16 protein-coding genes, 1 tRNA gene and 1 other RNA gene are annotated in these 16463 nt (G+C 75.9%); 8 read left to right on the top strand and 10 right to left on the bottom strand.

Going from position 1 to position 16463, the window contains the following annotated elements; genetic code table 11:
• Positions 1 to 86 precede the first annotated feature (86 nt).
• The gene (locus H7K62_RS14710) at positions 87 to 590 is read left to right on the top strand and encodes a DUF3145 domain-containing protein (protein ID WP_186719634.1); all 504 of its coding nucleotides are present in this window, start codon (positions 87 to 89) and stop codon (positions 588 to 590) included.
• A gap of 66 nt (positions 591 to 656) precedes the next feature.
• On the opposite strand, the gene H7K62_RS14705 is transcribed toward H7K62_RS14710, so the two are convergent.
• The 8 genes from H7K62_RS14705 to fdhD form a co-directional block, all read right to left on the bottom strand.
• A complete protein-coding gene (locus tag H7K62_RS14705) occupies positions 657 to 1910 on the bottom strand; it encodes a beta-ketoacyl-[acyl-carrier-protein] synthase family protein (RefSeq protein ID WP_186719632.1) in 1254 nt (417 codons plus the stop codon).
• A 132-nt stretch (positions 1911 to 2042) separates the two neighbouring features.
• Positions 2043 to 2291 carry an acyl carrier protein gene (locus H7K62_RS14700; RefSeq protein WP_109776135.1) on the bottom strand — a complete coding sequence of 83 codons (249 nt, stop codon included), beginning with the start codon at positions 2289 to 2291 and terminating at the stop codon, positions 2043 to 2045.
• Positions 2292 to 2379: 88 nt separating this feature from the next.
• A complete protein-coding gene (locus tag H7K62_RS14695) occupies positions 2380 to 3402 on the bottom strand; it encodes a beta-ketoacyl-ACP synthase III (RefSeq protein ID WP_186719630.1) in 1023 nt (340 codons plus the stop codon).
• Complete coding sequence (locus H7K62_RS14690; RefSeq protein ID WP_186719628.1) at positions 3399 to 4394, bottom strand: ACP S-malonyltransferase; 996 nt, start codon at positions 4392 to 4394, stop codon at positions 3399 to 3401. Before H7K62_RS14690 ends, H7K62_RS14695 begins: the two co-directional genes overlap by 4 nt.
• 101 nt (positions 4395 to 4495) lie before the next feature.
• The gene (locus tag H7K62_RS14685) at positions 4496 to 5725 is read right to left on the bottom strand and encodes a PucR family transcriptional regulator (protein ID WP_222437655.1); all 1230 of its coding nucleotides are present in this window, start codon (positions 5723 to 5725) and stop codon (positions 4496 to 4498) included.
• 353 nt (positions 5726 to 6078) lie between these two features.
• Complete coding sequence (locus H7K62_RS22710) at positions 6079 to 6210, bottom strand: hypothetical protein (protein WP_255480462.1); 132 nt, start codon at positions 6208 to 6210, stop codon at positions 6079 to 6081.
• A gap of 150 nt (positions 6211 to 6360) precedes the next feature.
• Entirely contained in the window at positions 6361 to 9168 is a 2808-nt protein-coding gene (gene aceE, locus H7K62_RS14680) for a pyruvate dehydrogenase (acetyl-transferring), homodimeric type (RefSeq protein WP_370591790.1), read from the bottom strand.
• A gap of 165 nt (positions 9169 to 9333) precedes the next feature.
• Positions 9334 to 10251 carry a formate dehydrogenase accessory sulfurtransferase FdhD gene (gene fdhD / locus H7K62_RS14675; protein ID WP_186719624.1) on the bottom strand — a complete coding sequence of 306 codons (918 nt, stop codon included), beginning with the start codon at positions 10249 to 10251 and terminating at the stop codon, positions 9334 to 9336.
• A gap of 131 nt (positions 10252 to 10382) precedes the next feature.
• Between fdhD and H7K62_RS14670 the strand changes: the two genes are divergently transcribed.
• The 6 genes from H7K62_RS14670 to H7K62_RS14645 all read left to right on the top strand — a co-directional run bounded on the left by H7K62_RS14670 (position 10383) and on the right by H7K62_RS14645 (position 13755).
• Complete coding sequence (locus H7K62_RS14670) at positions 10383 to 10805, top strand: DUF3052 domain-containing protein (protein WP_186719622.1); 423 nt, start codon at positions 10383 to 10385, stop codon at positions 10803 to 10805.
• Positions 10806 to 10830: 25 nt separating this feature from the next.
• Positions 10831 to 10903 (top strand) — tRNA-Val (locus H7K62_RS14665).
• Positions 10904 to 10922: 19 nt separating this feature from the next.
• Positions 10923 to 11768 carry a Nif3-like dinuclear metal center hexameric protein gene (locus H7K62_RS14660; RefSeq protein WP_186719620.1) on the top strand — a complete coding sequence of 282 codons (846 nt, stop codon included), beginning with the start codon at positions 10923 to 10925 and terminating at the stop codon, positions 11766 to 11768.
• Complete coding sequence (locus tag H7K62_RS14655) at positions 11765 to 12526, top strand: zinc ribbon domain-containing protein (RefSeq protein ID WP_186719617.1); 762 nt, start codon at positions 11765 to 11767, stop codon at positions 12524 to 12526. The genes H7K62_RS14660 and H7K62_RS14655 overlap by 4 nt, the downstream gene beginning before the upstream one ends.
• A gap of 7 nt (positions 12527 to 12533) precedes the next feature.
• On the top strand, positions 12534 to 12956 hold the full coding sequence (locus H7K62_RS14650; protein WP_186719615.1) for a rhodanese-like domain-containing protein: 423 nt from the start codon (positions 12534 to 12536) through the stop codon (positions 12954 to 12956).
• A 43-nt stretch (positions 12957 to 12999) separates the two neighbouring features.
• Positions 13000 to 13755 carry an alpha/beta fold hydrolase gene (locus tag H7K62_RS14645; protein ID WP_186719613.1) on the top strand — a complete coding sequence of 252 codons (756 nt, stop codon included), beginning with the start codon at positions 13000 to 13002 and terminating at the stop codon, positions 13753 to 13755.
• Positions 13756 to 13762: 7 nt separating this feature from the next.
• Here the strand turns inward: H7K62_RS14645 and H7K62_RS14640 are convergent, their stop codons facing one another.
• Both H7K62_RS14640 and H7K62_RS14635 read right to left on the bottom strand, forming a co-directional pair.
• Positions 13763 to 15031, bottom strand: a complete 1269-nt coding sequence (locus H7K62_RS14640) for an SLC13 family permease (protein WP_222437654.1) — start codon at positions 15029 to 15031, stop codon at positions 13763 to 13765.
• Complete coding sequence (locus H7K62_RS14635; protein WP_186719612.1) at positions 15028 to 15825, bottom strand: YaaA family protein; 798 nt, start codon at positions 15823 to 15825, stop codon at positions 15028 to 15030. Before H7K62_RS14635 ends, H7K62_RS14640 begins: the two co-directional genes overlap by 4 nt.
• A 92-nt stretch (positions 15826 to 15917) precedes the next feature.
• Here H7K62_RS14635 and rnpB point away from each other — a divergent pair.
• Positions 15918 to 16350, top strand: an RNA gene (gene rnpB / locus H7K62_RS14630) — RNase P RNA component class A.
• Positions 16351 to 16463 lie beyond the last annotated feature (113 nt).

Genomic DNA, 16463 nt, shown 5'->3' with positions numbered 1-16463 from the left:
TCCGTCCGCGTCGTCCGCACCGCTGTTCGTCCCGTCGCAGGTCGTTGGGGAAGACGCACCACGCGCCGAGGTCGGAGGAGGTCGAGATGTCCGGTGGGATCACCCGTGGCGTGCTGTTCGTGCACTCCGTGCCACGTGCGGTCTGCCCGCACGTGGAGTGGGCGGCGGCCAACGTCGTCGGCGTGTCGGTCACCATCGACTGGTCCGACCAGCCGGTGGCGCCCGGCCTGCTGCGCGGAGAGGTGCCCTGGCACGGGGCGCCTGGTACCGGGGCGCGCCTCACCTCAGCTCTGCGGGGGTGGGCGCACCTGCGCTTCGAGGTCACCGAGGAGCCCAGCGAGGGCGTCGACGGCGGCCGCTGGAGCCACACCCCGGAGCTGGGCATCTTCCACGCCGTCACGGACGCGCACGGCAACGTCGTCGTCCCCGAGGACCGGCTGCGCGCCGCCGTGGAGCGCGCCGGTGACGACCTGGAGCTGCTGCGCGAGGGCATCGACCTCGCTGTCGGCCGCGCCTGGGACGACGAGCTGGAGCCGTTCCGCTACGCCGGGGACGGCAACCCCGTCCGCTGGCTCCACCGCGTCGGCTGACGCACGCAGCACGGCGACAGCCCCCTCACAGCGCGTGAGGGGGCTCTCGCCGTCGTGCGGGGTCTCTCAGCTGGCGGGACCGAACGCCACGGCCACGTTGTGGCCGCCGAAGCCGAAGGCGTTGTTGAGCGCCACACCGCCCTCGGGCAGCTCGCGCGGGGTCTTCAGCACGAGGTCGACGTCGGCGCCCGGGTCGACGTCCTCGACGTTGATGGTGGGTGGCGCGAGGCGGTGGTGCAGCGCGAGGATCGCGAAGATCGACTCCACGGCTCCCGCGGCGCCCAGCATGTGGCCCGTCATCGACTTGGTGGCGGACAGGGCGACGTGGTCGAGGTCGGCGCCGAGGGCCACGCGCAGGGCCTTGACCTCCGCGAGGTCGCCCGCGGGCGTGGAGGTGGCGTGGGCGTTGATGTGCACGACGTCGCGGGGGCTCACGTCCGAGACGCGCAGCGCCTCGAGCACGGCGCGGGAGGCGCCCGCGCCCTCCGGCTCGGGAGCGGCGATGTGGTACGCGTCGGAGGAGGTGCCCGCTCCGAGCACCTCGGCGTAGATGCGGGCGCCGCGGGCGCGGGCGAACTCCTCGGACTCCAGCACCATGATCCCGGCGCCGTCGCCCATGACGAACCCGTCGCGGGTGGTGTCGTAGGGCCGGGAGGCGGTCTCGGGGGAGTCGTTGCGGGTGGACAGCGCCTGCATCGCGGCGAAGCTGGCCAGCGGCATCGGGTGGATCGCGGCCTCGGTGCCGCCGACCACGGCGACGTCCGCGCGGCCGGTGCGGATCATGTTGAGGCCGTAGGCGACGGCCTCGCCGCCGGAGGCGCACGCGGACACCGGGGCGTGGGCCCCGGCGGCGGCGCCCAGCGCCAGGCTGACGGCGCCGGCGGCGCCGTTGGGCATGAGCATCGGCACGGTCATCGGCAGCACGCGGCGCGGGCCGCGGGTGCGCAGGGTGTCGTAGGCGTCGAGCAGGGTGTGGACGCCGCCGATGCCGGTGGCCACCACGGCGGCCAGGCGCAGCGGGTCGACCTCGGGCGTGCCGGCGTCGGCCCAGGCCTGGCGCGCCGCGGCCACGGCGAACTGGCCCGAGGGGTCCAGTCGCTTGGCCTCGTGCTTGGGCAGCACGTCCGGGCTGGGGACGTTGGTGCGCGCGGCGAAGGTCACCGGGAGGTGGAACTCCTCCACCCACGGCTCGTCGATGGTGTGGGCGCCGGGGGTGCCGGCGAGCAGCGCGTCCCAGGTGGCCTGCACGGTGTCGCCGAGCGGGGTGACGGCGCCCAGGCCGGTGACGACCACGCGGGTGCGGGACGGGCTCGAGCTCACGGGGACCTCCGAGGTGCGGCTGGCTGCTGGTGGTGCTGGGTGGTGCCGGTGGTGCTGGCTGGTGCTGGCTGGTGCTGATGGTGCGGCTCCGGGGGGCCCGCCGCGGCGGGCCCCCCGGACGCGGGGCCTGTGTCAGCCCTGGGCCTGCTGGATGTAGGTGACGACGTCGCGCACCGTCTTGAGGTTCTTGGTGTCCTCGTCGGGGATGGTGACGGAGAACTTGTCCTCGGCCTGGACGACGATCGAGGTCATCGACAGGGAGTCGATGTCGAGGTCGTCGGTGAAGGACTTGTCCATCTCCACGCTCTCGACGGGCAGGCCGGTCTCCTCGTTGACCAGCTCGGCCACGCCGGCCAGGATCTCCTGCTCGGACTGCGCCATGGGTGCTCTCTCCTTCGTCGGCCCGGCGTCTCGCCGGGTCTGGGTGGGACCTGTGGTCTGGTGGTTCTCGCCGCCGCGGCGGGCGGGCTCAGGGCAGGACGACGACCTGCGAGGCGTAGGACAGGCCCGCGCCGTAGCCGATGAGCAGCGCCAGGCCGCCCGAGGGCGCCTGCCCCTCGGCGAGCATGCGGTGCATCGCCAGCGGCACGGAGGCCGCGGAGGTGTTGCCCATCTGCGCGATGTCCCGGGCCACCGGCACGCTCTCGGGCAGGCCGAGCTGCTTCACCATCGCGTCGATGATGCGCATGTTCGCCTGGTGGGGCACGAAGGCGGACAGCTCCTCCACGGCGATGCCCGCGGCGTCGATCGCCTTCTGCGCCACCGGGGCCATCTGCCAGACGGCCCAGCGGAAGACCTGCCGGCCCTCCTGCTCCAGGGCCGGCCAGACGACCTCCTCGCCGGCCTCCTGCGCAGCGCGCAGCTCCAGCCAGGAGCGCTTGTTCTTGATGGTCTCCCACTGGCCGCCGTCGCTGCCCCACACCGTCGGGCCGATGCCCGGGACGTCGGAGGGGCCGACGACGACGGCGCCGGCGCCGTCCGCGAAGAGGAAGGCCGTGGACCTGTCGGTGAGGTCGGTGAAGTCGGTCAGCTTCTCCGCGCCCACCACCAGCACGTGGCGGGCGGTGCCGCCGCGGACCAGGTCGCTGGCCTGGGCGAGGGCGTGGCAGAAGCCGGCGCAGCCGGCGGAGACGTCCCACGCGGCGGCCGGGGTGGCGCCCAGGCGGTGCGTGAGGATCGCCGCGGCGGCGGGGGTCTGGTACGGGTGGCTGACCGTGGCGACGATCACCGCGTCGATGTCGCTGGCGGCCAGCCCGGCCTTCTCGATCGCCTCGGTGGACGCGGCCTGCGCCATGTCCACCACGGAGGTGTCCGCGTCCGCCCAGCGGCGCTCCTCGATGCCGGTGCGCTGCCGGATCCACTCGTCGGTGGACTCGATGTAGGTGCAGATCTCCTCGTTGGTCACCACCCGCTGCGGGCGGAAGGCGCCGACGGACAGGATTCGTGCGTGACCGGGGCCGGTCGAGGAGACCAGCGAGGACGTGCTGCTCATGCGAGGGCGCTCCGGGGCTGCTGCGGGGACTGCGGGGACGAGGCGTGGCGGGCGATGAGGTCCCGGGCCGCGTCGAGGTCCTCGGGACCCTTGAGCGCCAGCAGCTCCACGCCGGGCATGGCCCTCTTGGCCAGCCCGGTGAGGGTACCCGCAGGGCTCAGCTCGAGCAGCGCGGTCACCCCGCGGGCCACGAGGGCGTCGCTGCACAGGTCCCAGCGCACCGGGTTGGCCACCTGCGTGACGATGCGCGCCAGCACGTCGGCGCCGCTGGTGACGACCGCGCCGTCGGCGTTGCTCAGCAGGGGCAGGGCCGGGTCGGCGGTGGGCACCCCCGGCGCCAGCGCGGCGAGCCGCTCGCGCGCCGGCGCCATGTGCTCGGTGTGGAAGGCGCCCGCCACCTGCAGCGGGATGACGCGGGCCCGGGCGGGCGGGGCGGCGGCCAGGGCCGCCAGCTGCTCGGCGGTGCCGGCGGCCACCACCTGGCCCGCGGCGTTGTGGTTGGCGGCGGTGGCGCCGGCGGCCTCGACGGCGGCCAGCACCTCCTCGGGCTTCCCCCCGACCACGGCGCTCATGCCGGTGCTGGTGGTCGCGGCGGCGGCGGCCATGGCCCGGCCCCGCTCCCGCACCAGCACGAGGGCGGCCTCGGGGGTGAGGGCCCCGGCCAGCGCGGCAGCGGTCAGCTCCCCGACCGAGTGGCCGGCGAGCACCACGTCCCCGGTGACGCCGTCCGGCCAGAGGGCCGCGGCGGCGGCCAGGCCGGCGGCCACGATGAGCGGCTGCGCGACGGCGGTGTCGCGGATGGTCTCGGCGTCGGAGGTGGTGCCGTGGGTGAGCAGGTCAGCGCCGAGGGCGTCGTCGTCGTCGGCGCCTCCCACCGGGCCCACGACGGCGCTGGACCAGCGCAGGCGCTCGGCCACCCCCGGGACCTCGAGCCAGGCGGCGAGCATGCCGGGGGTCTGCGACCCCTGGCCGGGGCACACGAGAGCGAGCACCTCCCCAGCCTGCCCGGTACCACCGCGGCGCACGGGTGCCGGGGCTGACGAAGTACCGCCACCGTCTTTGGAGGAAACCTCCAAGAGCGGTCAAGTGCTGGTCAAGGGACCGCGGTCGGCTCCGGGGCGCCGGACCGCCGTCCGGGCCGCTCGGCGAGGGCTCCCACCGCCAGGCCCACCTGCAGCACGAACGCCTCCCGGGGCACCGCCGGGTCCCACCCGGTGACCTCCGCCACCCGGCGCAGCCGGTACCTGACGGTGTTGGGGTGCACGAACAGCGCCCGCGCCGTGCCCTCCAGCGACCGCCCCGAGACCAGGTACGCGCGCAGCGTCTCCGCCAGCGCGGGAGCCGCCGCGGCCAGCGGGGCGTGCACCCGGTCCGCCAGGGCCCGGCGCGCCCCGGCGTCACCGGCGAGGACGCGCTCGGGCAGCAGCTCGTCGGCGGCCACCGGCCGCGGAGCCTCCGGCCAGGCGCGGGCGGCGGTCAGCGCCACCAGCGCCGTGCGCGCCGACCGGCCCGCCGCGGCCAGGCCGGCCACCACCGGGCCCACCACCACCGGGCCCGCGCCCAGGCGGGGCGCCAGCGAGGCGGCCGCCCGCAGCGGCCCGTCCTCCCCGGACGCGCCCAGCACCAGCAGCGCCCGCTCGCCGCGCAGGCCCACCAGGGCGTCGTCCGCCACGGTCCGCGCCGCGCGCCTCAGGTCCGCCACCACGGCGTCCGCCGCTCCCGCGGGGCGGGTGCCCACGAGCACGGCCACCGGCACGTCGTGCGCCCAGCCGAGCGCCGCGACGCGGGTGGCGAGATCGTCGTCGGCCTCTCCGCGCACCAGGGCGTCCACCACGAGGGCCTCCAGGCGCGCGTCCCACGCCCCCCGGGCCTCCGCAGCGCGGGCGTAGACCTCCGCCGCGGAGAACGCCACCTCCCGCGAGTACCGCAGCACGGCCTCGCGCAGGTCGGCCCGCAGGTCCGGCTGCTCGCCCGCGTCGGCGAGCTCGGTGACGCGCTCCTCCACCACGTCTACCACCACGCGCAGCAGCTGCAGGGCCTGGTGCAGCGAGACCGCCCGGACCAGCTCGCGCGGGGCCGTGGCGAACACGTCGGCCGAGACCGCCGGGCGCTCGGCGCGCGCGCGGAACCACGTGACGAAGGCCGCGATGCCGCCCTGCGCCACCAGGCCCACCCACGAGCGCTCCTGCGGGCCCAGCGCGCCGTACCAGGCGTGGCGCTCCTCCAGCCGCGCGATCGCCGTGGCGGCCAGAGCGCCGGTGGAGCCCTGCAGCGCCCGCGCCACCCGCTCGGTGGCGAGGGCCGGGTCCTCCAGGGCGGTCACGGTGTCAGGGTAGGCGCGGCGGCGTTGTGGACCTCCTCCAAGACGCCCCCTCGGGTCAGCGGCACGGCCCCCCTTCACCGGCCCGCCGCGCGCCGTCGTGCGCTCCGCGACGGAGGGCGCGGCCGCGCGACCCCGCCTCGAGGCGCCCGAGGCCGGTCGCCGGCCCGTGCAGGCCGCGGTCCAGGCGGGACGCACCTCCGGAGCGCGCCGCCACCTCGGGTCCTTCCCGCAGCTCCCTGGTCGGGACCCCGCGCAGCGCGTCCGCGCACGTCCCACTCCGTTGAGTGCGGGGTGGCCCTGGTCCACTCCTACGAGATCAGGGCCACCCTGCACCCACTGGGGTTGGGACCAGATCACCCCAGGGCGCCGCTCAGGGGCGGTGCACCGGTGATCGGGACGACGACGAGGGGGTCTTCCGGCCAGGCGTCGGTGGCTGGGGGCTCGTGCGCGGCGGCGCAGGCGGGCAGTGGGTGGCTCTGGTCCATGCGTCGAGTGGTGCGGGGTGGCCCTGGTCCACTCCTACGAGACCAGGGCCACCCCGCACCAACCGGGGAGGGGGACGGCGGAGGGCCGGGCCCGAGCGCACGGGGGTGCGCTCCGGACCCGGCCCCCGGTGGAGCCTCAGGCGGGAGGCGTCAGGCGTCGCCGCCGGCGTTGCCGGACGTGCCGGCGGTGACGTCGTCGAGGCGGTACTGCTCGTACGCCTTGACCGGCAGCCCGCGGTCGACCTCGCCGCGGCGGGCGAGGACCTGCAGCGCCCGGTAGGCGATGCTCGGCCCGTCGATGTGGAAGTGGCGGCGGGTGGCCGCGCGGGTGTCCGACACGCCGAAGCCGTCGGCGCCGAGCGAGACGTACTCGTTCGGCACCCACTGGCGGACCATGTCCGGCACGGCGCGCATCCAGTCGGACACGGCGACGACCGGGCCGGGCGCGTCGGCGAGCTGCTGGGCGATGAACGGCACCGGCGGCTCCTCGGCGGGACGGGTGAACGCCGCCTCGTCGCAGGCCAGGCCGTCGCGGCGCAGCTCGTTCCAGCTGGTCACCGACCAGACGTCGGCCAGCACGCCGAAGTCCTTGGCGAGCAGCTCCTGGGCCTCGAGCGCCCACGGCACGCCCACGCCGGAGGCGAGCAGCTGCACGCGCGGTGCACCCTCCTCGCCCGACGGCGCCGGGGCGATCTTGTGGATGCCCCTGACGATGCCCTCGACGTCGACGTCCTCCGGCTCGGCCGGCTGGACCATCGGCTCGTTGTAGACGGTGATGTAGTAGAAGACGTTCGGGTCGCGCAGACCCACCTGGCCCAGGTGCGCCCGGTCGGCCTCAGCGTCCTGGACGGCCGTGGAGCCCTCGCCGTACATCCGCTCGAGGCCGTCGCGGACGATGTGCCCGATCTCGTAGGCGTACGCCGGGTCGTAGGCGACCACCGCGGGGTTGGTGGAGGCCAGGAGCAGCGAGTGCCCGTCGGCGTGCTGCAGGCCCTCGCCGGTCAGCGTGGTGCGACCGGCGGTGGCGCCCAGCAGGAAGCCGCGGCCCATCTGGTCGGCGGTGGCCCAGAAGGCGTCGCCGGTCCGCTGGAAGCCGAACATCGAGTAGAAGATGTAGACCGGCAGCATCGGCTCGCCGTGGGTGGCGTACGACGTCGACGCCGCCTGGAACGCCGCGGCGGACCCGGCCTCGTTGATGCCCAGGTGCAGGATCTGCCCGGAGGTCGACTCCTTGTACGCGAGCATCAGCTCGCGGTCGACGGAGGTGTACTGCTGCCCCTCCGGGTTGTAGATCTTGGCGGTCGGGAAGAACGAGTCCATGCCGAACGTGCGGGCCTCGTCGGGGATGATCGGCACCACGCGGGGGCCGAACTCCTTGTCGCGCATGAGGTCCTTGAGCAGGCGGACGAACGCCATGGTGGTGGCGATCTGCTGCTTGCCCGACCCGCGCTTGACCACCGTGTAGGCGGAGTCGCCGGGGAGCTTGAGCGCCTTGGAGGAGGTGCGCCGCGACGGGACGTACCCGCCGAGGGCCTTGCGGCGCTCCTGCAGGTACTGGATCTCCGGCGCGTCCGGCCCGGGGTGGTAGTACGGCGGGCGGTACGGGTCGGCCTCGAGCTGGGCGTCCGTCACCGGGATCTTGAGGCCGTCGCGGAAGGCCTTGAGGTCCTCCAGCGTCATCTTCTTCATCTGGTGCGTGGCGTTGCGGCCGGCGAAGTGCTTGCCGAGCCCGTAGCCCTTGATGGTCTTGGCGAGGATGACGGTCGGCTTGCCGTTCTTCGCCGTCGCCGCCTGGTAGGCCGCGTAGACCTTGCGGTAGTCGTGCCCACCGCGCTTGAGCGACCAGATCTGGTCGTCGGTCATGCCGTCGACCAGCTTGGCGGTGCGCTCGTCGCGCCCGAAGAAGTGCTCGCGGATGAACGAGCCGTCCTCGGCGCGGTAGGTCTGGTAGTCGCCGTCGAGGGTGCGGTTCATCAGCCCGACGAGCGCGCCCTCGGTGTCCTTGGCCAGCAGCGGGTCCCACTCACGGCCCCACACGACCTTGATGACGTTCCAGCCGGCGCCCAGGAAGAACGACTCGAGCTCCTGGATGATCTTGTGGTTGCCGCGGACCGGGCCGTCGAGGCGCTGCAGGTTGCAGTTGACCACGAAGGTCAGGTTGTCCAGGCCCTCGTAGCCGGCCAGCTGCAGCAGGCCGCGGCTCTCGGGCTCGTCCATCTCGCCGTCGCCGAGGAACGCCCAGGTGTGCTGGTCGGAGGTGTCCTTGATCCCGCGGTTGTGCAGGTACCTGTCGAACTGCGCCTGGTAGATCGCGTTCGCCGGGCCCAGGCCCATGGAGACCGTGGGGAACTCCCAGAAGCCCTTCATGAGGCGCGGGTGCGGGTAGCTGGGCAGCCCGCGGCCGGGGGAGGTCAGCTCCTGGCGGAAGCCGTCGAGGTCGTCCTCGGACAGGCGGCCCTCGAGGAACGCCCGGGCGTAGGTGCCGGGGGAGGCGTGGCCCTGGATGAAGACGTGGTCGCCGCCGCCGGGGTGCTCCGGGCCGCGCCAGAAGTGGTTGAAGCCGACCTCGTAGAGCGTGGCCGAGGAGGCGTACGTGGAGATGTGGCCGCCCACGCCGATGCCGGGGCGCTGCGCGCGGTGGACCATCACCGCGGCGTTCCACCGGTTCCAGGCGCGGTAGCGGCGCTCGACGGCCTCGTCACCGGGGAAGTCGGGCTCGTCCTGCGGCGGGATGGTGTTGACGTAGTCGGTCGAGATCAGCCCGGGGACCGGGGCGCCCAGCTCGCGCGCGCGCACCAGCGAGCTGCGCAGGACGAAGGAGGCGCGGTCGCCGCCACGGGCCTCGACCAGGCCGTCGACGGACCCGAGCCACTCCCCGGTCTCCTCCGGGTCGGCGTCGGTCTGGTGCAGGGGGCCCGCCAGGGCTCCCAGCTCAGCGACCTCGTCGCGTGGTGCCACGTTGGTCTCCACATCGCTCGTCGTCCCCGCGGCGGGTGGCGCCGCGGGCGCCCGGCGTTCCGTGCGGGCGCGAGGTGGAGCGCTGCAGGGCCGCGTCGGGGCCCCTCCATCCTGCCCTCCCCGCCGGGGATGTCCACCTCCCGGTCGGAGGGGGCGTGCTCGCGGTCACAGCGCCGCGGCGCCCGATCCCTCGGTGGCTCGCTCGCCGACCCCGCCCAGCGGGCCGAAGCGCTCCTGCCCGGCGTAGACGTTGAGCCTCGGCGCCCGCACGAACCCCGCCAGGCCCATCCCCGCCCGGACCGCGAGGTCAACCGCCAGGGACGAGGGCGCCGAGACCGCCGACAGCAGCGGCACCCCCGCGCACCAGGCCTTCTGCGCCAGCTCGAACGACGCCCGCCCGCTCACCTGCAGCACCGTCCCGCGCAGGGGCCAGCCCCCCGCCAGGCGCTCGCGGGCGGCGCGGCCGAGCACCTTGTCCACCGCGTTGTGGCGCCCCACGTCCTCCGCCACCGCCAGCAGCTCCCCATCGGCGGTGAAGAGCCCCGCGGCGTGCAGCCCGCCCGTGCGCGCGAACACCCGCTGGGCCTCGCGCAGCCGGTCGGGCAGGGACAGCAGCAGCTCCGGCGACACCACCGTCGGGTCCTCGCGCAGGTCGTGCTGGCTGCGCCGGGACACGGCGTCGATGCTCGCCGTCCCGCACACCCCGCACGCGGAGGTCATCCCGAAGGTCCGCCGGCCCTCCAGGTCCGGGGCCGGCACGCCCGGGCGCAGCGTGAGCTCCATGACGTTCATCGAGCTCAGCCCGTCGGGGTCGGCCGGGTCGGGGTCACCGCAGTGGACGGCCGCGGCCACGTCGTCCGGGCCCGCGAGCAGGCCCTCGGTCAGGAGGAACCCGAGCGCGAGGTCGACGTCGTCCCCGGGGGTCCTCATGGTGACGACGACGGGCTCCGCGGCCGGCGCGTCGAGCGCGCGGACGCGCACCTCCAGCGGCTCCTCCGCGGCGAGGGAGTCGGGGCGGTGGACGGCCGTGCCGAGCGCTGCGTCGAGGCGCAGGACCGGCCGCCGGGGGCTCGAGCGCGCCATCCGGCCAGGTTAGTGCCGCTGAGCGCGGGGGCGAGGCGGTAGCGTTCGGGCCGCTGGCGAGCAGCCGGCGGCGATGCGCGGCAGAGGGTGTCCGCGGGAGGCGGCACCACCACCTTGGGGGGAGATCGAGCGTGAGCGAGACCGCGGGGGCACCCGCCACGAGCGGGGCGGCACGGCTGGGCCTGAGCGCGGGCCAGGCGGTGCAGGAGCGCGGCTACGACCACGACGTCGACCACGACCTGCGCGACGAGGTCGAGGACCTCACCGGTGAGCAGATGCTCGACGAGCACGACGTCGACGTCGTCGACGCGGTGCTGCTGTGGTGGCGCGAGGACGACGGCGACCTGGTCGACGCCCTGGTGGACTCCCTGGTCTCCCTCGCCGACGACGGCGTGGTGTGGCTGCTCACCCCCAAGGCCGGCAGCCCCGGCCACGTGCGCCCCTCCGACGTGGAGGAGGCCGCGCCCACGGCGGGCCTGTTCGCCACCTCGACGGTCAAGCCGTCGCCGGACTGGACGGCCATCCGCCTCGTCAGCGGTCGCGGCCGTCGCTGAGGCGGCCGCCGAGGCGGTCGCGCCAGGGCCTGTAGCTCAGCTGGTAGAGCACCGCGCTTACACCGCGGCTGTCGTCGGTTCGAACCCGGCCGGGCCCACCCCACTACCCTCGCGGACGTGAGCACCCCGACGCTGGCGCAGGTCGTCGCCGTCCTCGACGGGCTGTACCCGCAGGCCTGGGCCGAGGACTGGGACCGCCCGGGCCTGGTCTGCGGAGACCCGGAGGCCTCCGTGGAGCGCGTCCTGCTGGCGGTCGACCCCGTCGAGGACGTGGTCGAGGAGGCGCTGGACGAGGGCGCCCAGCTGGTGCTGGCGCACCACCCGCTGCTGCTGCGCGGCACCTCCTCCGTGGCCGCCACCTTCCCCAAGGGCCGGGTGGTGCACCGCCTGGTGCGCTCCGGGGTGGCCCTGTTCACCGCCCACACCAACGCCGACTCCGCGCGGCCGGGCGTCTCCGACGCCCTGGCGCGCGTGGTGGGGCTGGTGGACCTGGCACCGCTGGTCCCGGCGTCCCACGACGCCGCGCTCGGCCTGGGACGGGTGGGCCGCCTGGAGCGCCCCCTGCCGCTGCGCACCTTCGCCGAGCAGGTGGCCCAGGCGCTGCCGGGCACCGCCGGGGGCGTGCGCGTGGCCGGTGACCCCGACGCGCTCGTCGAGCGCGTGGCGGTCTGCGGCGGAGCGGGCGACTCGCTGTTCGCCGACGTGCGGGCCGCCGGGGTGGACGCCTACGTCACCGCCGACCTGCGCCACCACCCCGCCTCCGAGGCCCGCGAGCAGGCGCCGCGGACCGCCCTCGTGGAGGTCTCCCACTGGGCCAGCGAGTGGCCCTGGCTCCACGGCGCCGCCGAGCGCCTCACCGCAGCCCTGGCCGATCGCGGCCAGTCCGTCACCACGTCCGTGTCCGTGCGGTCGTCCGACCCCTGGAGCTTCCACGTGCCCTCGCCCGCCGGGACCGTCCGATGAGCGGTCCGACGCAGACCGCCCCCGCCCACGACCAGCGCCGCCTGCTCGACGTGCAGGCGCTCGACACGCGGCTGGCGCAGATCGCGCACCGCGCTCGCACCCTGCCCGAGCACGCCGCGATCGCGGCGCTGGACGGCACCGAGCGCAGCCTGCGCGACGAGCTGGTGGCGGCCCGCACGGTCGCCTCCGACGTCGAGCGCGAGGCCACCCGCGCCGAGACCGAGGTGGAGCAGGTCCGCTCGCGCGCCGAGCGCACCTCGGCCCGCCTGGCCGCCGGGGGCACCCCGCCCAAGGAGCTGCAGCAGCTGCTGGCCGAGGCCGAGGCCCTGACCCGCCGGCTGCGCACCCTGGAGGACGCCCAGCTGGAGGTGATGGAGCGCCAGGAGGCCGCCGCCGAGGCCGCCGCCGCCCTGGAGGAGCGCGCCGCCGGCCTGTCCGGTGAGCGCGCGAAGCTCGTCGCCGCCCGCGACACCGCCCTCACCGCGGCCCGCGAGGAGCACGACCGCACCGGCGCCCAGCGCGCCGGGGCCATCGGCCAGCTCGACAAGGGCCTGGTGGCGCTCTACGAGCAGGTCCGCGCCCGGCGCGACGGCCTGGGCGCCGCGGCCGTGGTGGGGGAGACCTGCGGCGGCTGCCGCCTGCCCTTCACCGGCACCTTCCGCGTGCGGGTGGCCGCCGCCGCCCCGGACGACGTGGTGCAGTGCGAGGAGTGCGACCGCATCCTCGTCCGCTCGCCCGAGCCCGAGCTGCGGCGGTGAGGCGCCGGTGAGCACCTTCACGCCCCGCACCGGCGACCTCACGCCCCGCCAGGCGTGGGACGCGCTCGCCGCGGACCCCGCGGCGGTGCTGGTCGACGTCCGCACCCAGGCCGAGTGGGTGTTCGTCGGGCTGCCGGACCTGTCCGCGCTGGGGCGGCGCGTGGTGGCGCTGGAGTGGACGAGCTTCCCCGACGGAGCCCACAACGCGCAGTTCCTCGCGCAGCTGGAGGGCGTGGCGCCGAAGGACGCCCACGTGCTCTTCCTGTGCCGCTCCGGCCACCGCTCGGTGGCCGCCGCGGACGCCGCGGCGCGGGCCGGCTGGCTGCGCTCGTCCAACGTCCTCGACGGCTTCGAGGGTGACCTCGACGCCGACGGCCACCGGGGCGCCCGCGGCTGGCGCGCCGAGGGCCTGCCCTGGCGGCAGTCCTAGCCGCTCCACCCCGCCCACCCCGCTCCGACGACAGGAGGCCCCTGTGATCCTCGCCCACGACGTCTCGGGCTCCGGCCCGCTGCTGGTGCTCGTCCACGGCATCACCGAGGACCGCCGCAGCTGGGACCCGGTCGACCTCACCGGCGCCTTCACCGTGCTCCGCGTCGACCTCCGCGGGCACGGGGCGTCGCCGGCCGCGGAGCCCTACGACATCCCGGTGCTGGCCGCGGACGTCCACGACACCGTCGTGCACGCGCAGGAGGCGCTGGGGCTGCCCGACGAGCCGCCCGCGGTGGTCGGCCACTCCCTCGGCGGCATCGTCGCCACGGCGTACGGCGCGCTGTTCCCGGCGCGGGCGGTGGTCAACGTGGACCAGCCGCTCCACCTCGCGGGCATGCAGCAGCAGGTCCAGCAGGCCGAGGGGATGCTCCGCGGTGAGCAGTTCCCGCTGTTCGTCGAGGGGATGTTCGCCCAGATGTCCGGTGACCTCGACCCCGCGCAGAAGGCCCGCCTCGACGGGATCCGGCGGCCGCGCCAGGACGTGGTCCTGGGGACCTGGCGGGTGCTGCTGGAGGGCTCGCCCGAGGAGCTCTCAGCGCTGGTGGACGAGCTGACCGAGGTCCCCGCCGACGTCCCGTACCTGGTCATCACCGGTCTGGACGCGGGACCGGAGTACGCCGCCTGGCTGCGGCAGGCCGTCCCGCACGCCGTGCAGGAGGTCTGGCAGCCGCCCACGCACTACCCGCACCTGGCCGACCCGGCGCGGTTCGTCGCCCGGGTCGAGGCCTTCGCCGGCTGAGGCCGGCTCAGAGCACCAGCGCGCCGACGCAGGCCACCAGCACCACGGGCACGAGCACGAGGCCCTGCAGCGCGAACCGGCCCCACCGCACGGGCACGTCCTCGGCGCGGCAGGCGCGCGCCCACAGCAGCACCGCCAGCGACCCCCACGGCGTGATGAGGGGGCCGGCGTTGACGCCGACGAGCACCGCGGCGGTGCGCAGCGGGTCGTCGGGGGACAGCAGCGGCTGCAGCGCGAGGTAGGCCGGGAGGTTGTCGACGGCGTTGGCGGCCGCCGCCGAGGTGCCGGCCAGGCGCAGCAGCTCGGTGAACCCCTCGCCCTGCCCGGCCACGGACGCCAGGGCCCCGGTGAGGCCGTGCTGGTTGAGCGCCTCCACCACCACGAACAGCCCCAGCACCGAGACCGCCAGCGGCAGCGGCACCACGTCCCAGCGCAGCGCAGAGCGCTTCCGCACGGCGAACACCGCGGCCAGCACCAGCGCGGCCGTGCCCGCCACTGCCCATGGCTCCAGGCCGACCGCCAGCGCCGGCAGCACGAGCACCACCACGGCGGCCGCCACCTTGAGCAGCACGCGGTCGGCCACGTCGGCCGGCTGCGGCCGGGAGTACCCCGTGCGCAGCGCCCGGTGGTGCAGGAGGGCGAGGACGACGACGGTCGCCACCACCGCCGCCACCGCGGGGCGCCACGTCAGCGCCGCGAACGCCGGGACGCCGCCGCCGGCGGGGCCGCCCTCGAGCACGTCGAGGGCGAGCAGGTTGGTGAGGTTGGACACCGGCAGCAGCAGCGAGGCCGTGTTGGCCAGCCACGCGCACGTCAGCGCCAGCAGCGCCCCCACCGAGGCGGGCGCGCCGGTGCGCCGGGCCAGGGCCAGCACCACGGGCGTGAGCAGCACGGCGGTGGTGTCCAGGCTGAGGGTGACGGTGGCGGCCACCGCGATGGCGACGACGAGCAGCCACAGCTTCCAGGTGCGCCCGCCGCCGTGGCGGGCGGCCCACACCGCGGCCACCTCGAACACGCCCGCCTTGCCGGCCAGCTCCGCCAGCACGGCGGCGCCCAGCAGGAACACCAGCACGCTCCAGGTGCGCCCGACCAGTGCCCCGGCCTGCCCGAGCGTGAGGGCCCCCGAGACCAGGACGACGGCGGAGGCGAGCACCGCCAGCAGCGGCACGAGCGCACCGTCGGGCAGCCAGCGCCAGGGCGTGGCCCAGGACGGCTCGCGGCGGCGCTCGTCGTCGTCCTGCGCGGTCCCCCCGGCGCGCTCGGGCGCCGGGCTCACGCCGCACCCCGCAGCACGACGTCGAGGTGGCGGACGCGGCCGGGGGCGGCCGGGGCCAGCTCCACCTCGAAGGCCTCGGCCGCGGCGGCGGCGAGCGCCTCGGGGGAGTCGGGCTCCTTCCTGCGCCGCAGCAGCAGGTGGCGCGCCAGCTCGCCGCGGGTGCGCTTGGCGTCGTGGCTGACCACGGTGCGCACGGGCCCGTCCGGTCCCGGGGCCTCCCGGAAGACCCGTACCGCCACCACCTTCCCGGCCAGCGCCCCTGCGGGCCGCCATGCGGCGGCGTACGCGGCGGAGCGGCAGTCGAGCACCACCTGGCCCGGCTGCCCGGTGAGCTCGTCGAGCACGGGTGCCAGGTGCGGGCGCCAGTGCGCCGCGAGCTGGCCGACGCCCGGCAGGTCCGTGCCCATGGACAGCCGGTGGGCCGGCACGCGGTCGGCGGGGCGCAGGAGGCCGTAGGCCGCGGAGACCACCAGCACGCGCTCGGCGGCCCGGGCGGCGGCCGCCCGGGGCAGCGAGGCGAGGCCGAGCGCCTCGAAGAGCACCCCCGTGAAGACCCTCGCGGCGGCGTGGGCGGGCTCGGTGCGCCAGCGGCCGTTGCGGGCCACCTCCTGCGCGAGCGAGGGGCCCGCGCCGACGGCGGCGGGGTCGTCGCTGACCGCGGCGGCGGCCTCGAGCACCCGCTCGCGCGCGGGGGCCAGCTGCGGCCACGACAGGGCCGCGAGGTCGACCGGGGTGCTGGACCGCCCGGGGCGGGCGGGGAGCTTGCGCTCCGAGGGCGGCAGCAGCAGGAGCACGGGCGGGAACAGTAGTGCGCGATCCTGTGCGGGGCCCGTCGTGCCTGCGCTGGTCGAGGTCGGGCCGCGCGGCGCTAGTCTGCTGTGGCGGACGAGCCAGCCGGGCGGCCGCGTCGGCGGACCTCGCGAGGGGCCCGCCGCCGAGGAACGTCCGGGCTCCGCAGGGCAGGGTGGTGGGCAACACCCACCCGGGGTGACCCGCGGGAAAGTGCCACAGAGAACAGACCGCCACGCCGCTCCCGGTCCGCCGGGGGAGGCGGGGCAAGGGTGAAACGGTGGTGCAAGAGACCACCAGCACCCCCGGTGACGGGGGTGGCTCGGCAAACCCCACCCGGAGCAAGGCCAGACAGGGAGCGTCCGAGGGCTGCCCGCCCGAGCTCCCGGGTAGGCCGCGACAGCGCCCGGCCCCTCGTGGGACGGGAGCGATGAGGACGGCGGCAACGCCGTCCCGAGATGGATGGCCGCCCCCCGCGACCGGTTCGCCGGCCGCGGGGACAGGACCCGGCGTACAGGCTGGCTCGTCCTCGCGTCGTCCTCACTGGTCTCCGCTGTCGGACGACGGCACCCGCAGTGGTGCTGACGATGACCTCGACCAGGCGCCGGGAGCGCGCACGGCGAGACTGCGATGAGGCGATCAG

This window comes from Quadrisphaera sp. RL12-1S (assembly GCF_014270065.1).
Classification (GTDB): Bacteria; Actinomycetota; Actinomycetes; order Actinomycetales; family Quadrisphaeraceae; genus Quadrisphaera.
This window is presented reverse-complemented; position numbering and strand designations above follow the sequence as displayed.

What these genes read in the sequence shown, in the direction of transcription:
- H7K62_RS14710 (WP_186719634.1), top strand. Translation starts at nt 87, where the DNA reads ATGTCCGGTGGGATCACCCGTGGCGTGCTGTTCGTGCACTCCGTGCCA.
- H7K62_RS14700 (WP_109776135.1), bottom strand. Translation starts at nt 2,291, where the DNA reads ATGGCGCAGTCCGAGCAGGAGATCCTGGCCGGCGTGGCCGAGCTGGTC.
- H7K62_RS14695 (WP_186719630.1), bottom strand. Translation starts at nt 3,402, where the DNA reads ATGAGCAGCACGTCCTCGCTGGTCTCCTCGACCGGCCCCGGTCACGCA.
- H7K62_RS22710 (WP_255480462.1), bottom strand. Translation starts at nt 6,210, where the DNA reads ATGGACCAGAGCCACCCACTGCCCGCCTGCGCCGCCGCGCACGAGCCC.
- fdhD (WP_186719624.1), bottom strand. Translation starts at nt 10,251, where the DNA reads ATGGCGCGCTCGAGCCCCCGGCGGCCGGTCCTGCGCCTCGACGCAGCG.
- H7K62_RS14655 (WP_186719617.1), top strand. Translation starts at nt 11,765, where the DNA reads ATGAGCGGTCCGACGCAGACCGCCCCCGCCCACGACCAGCGCCGCCTG.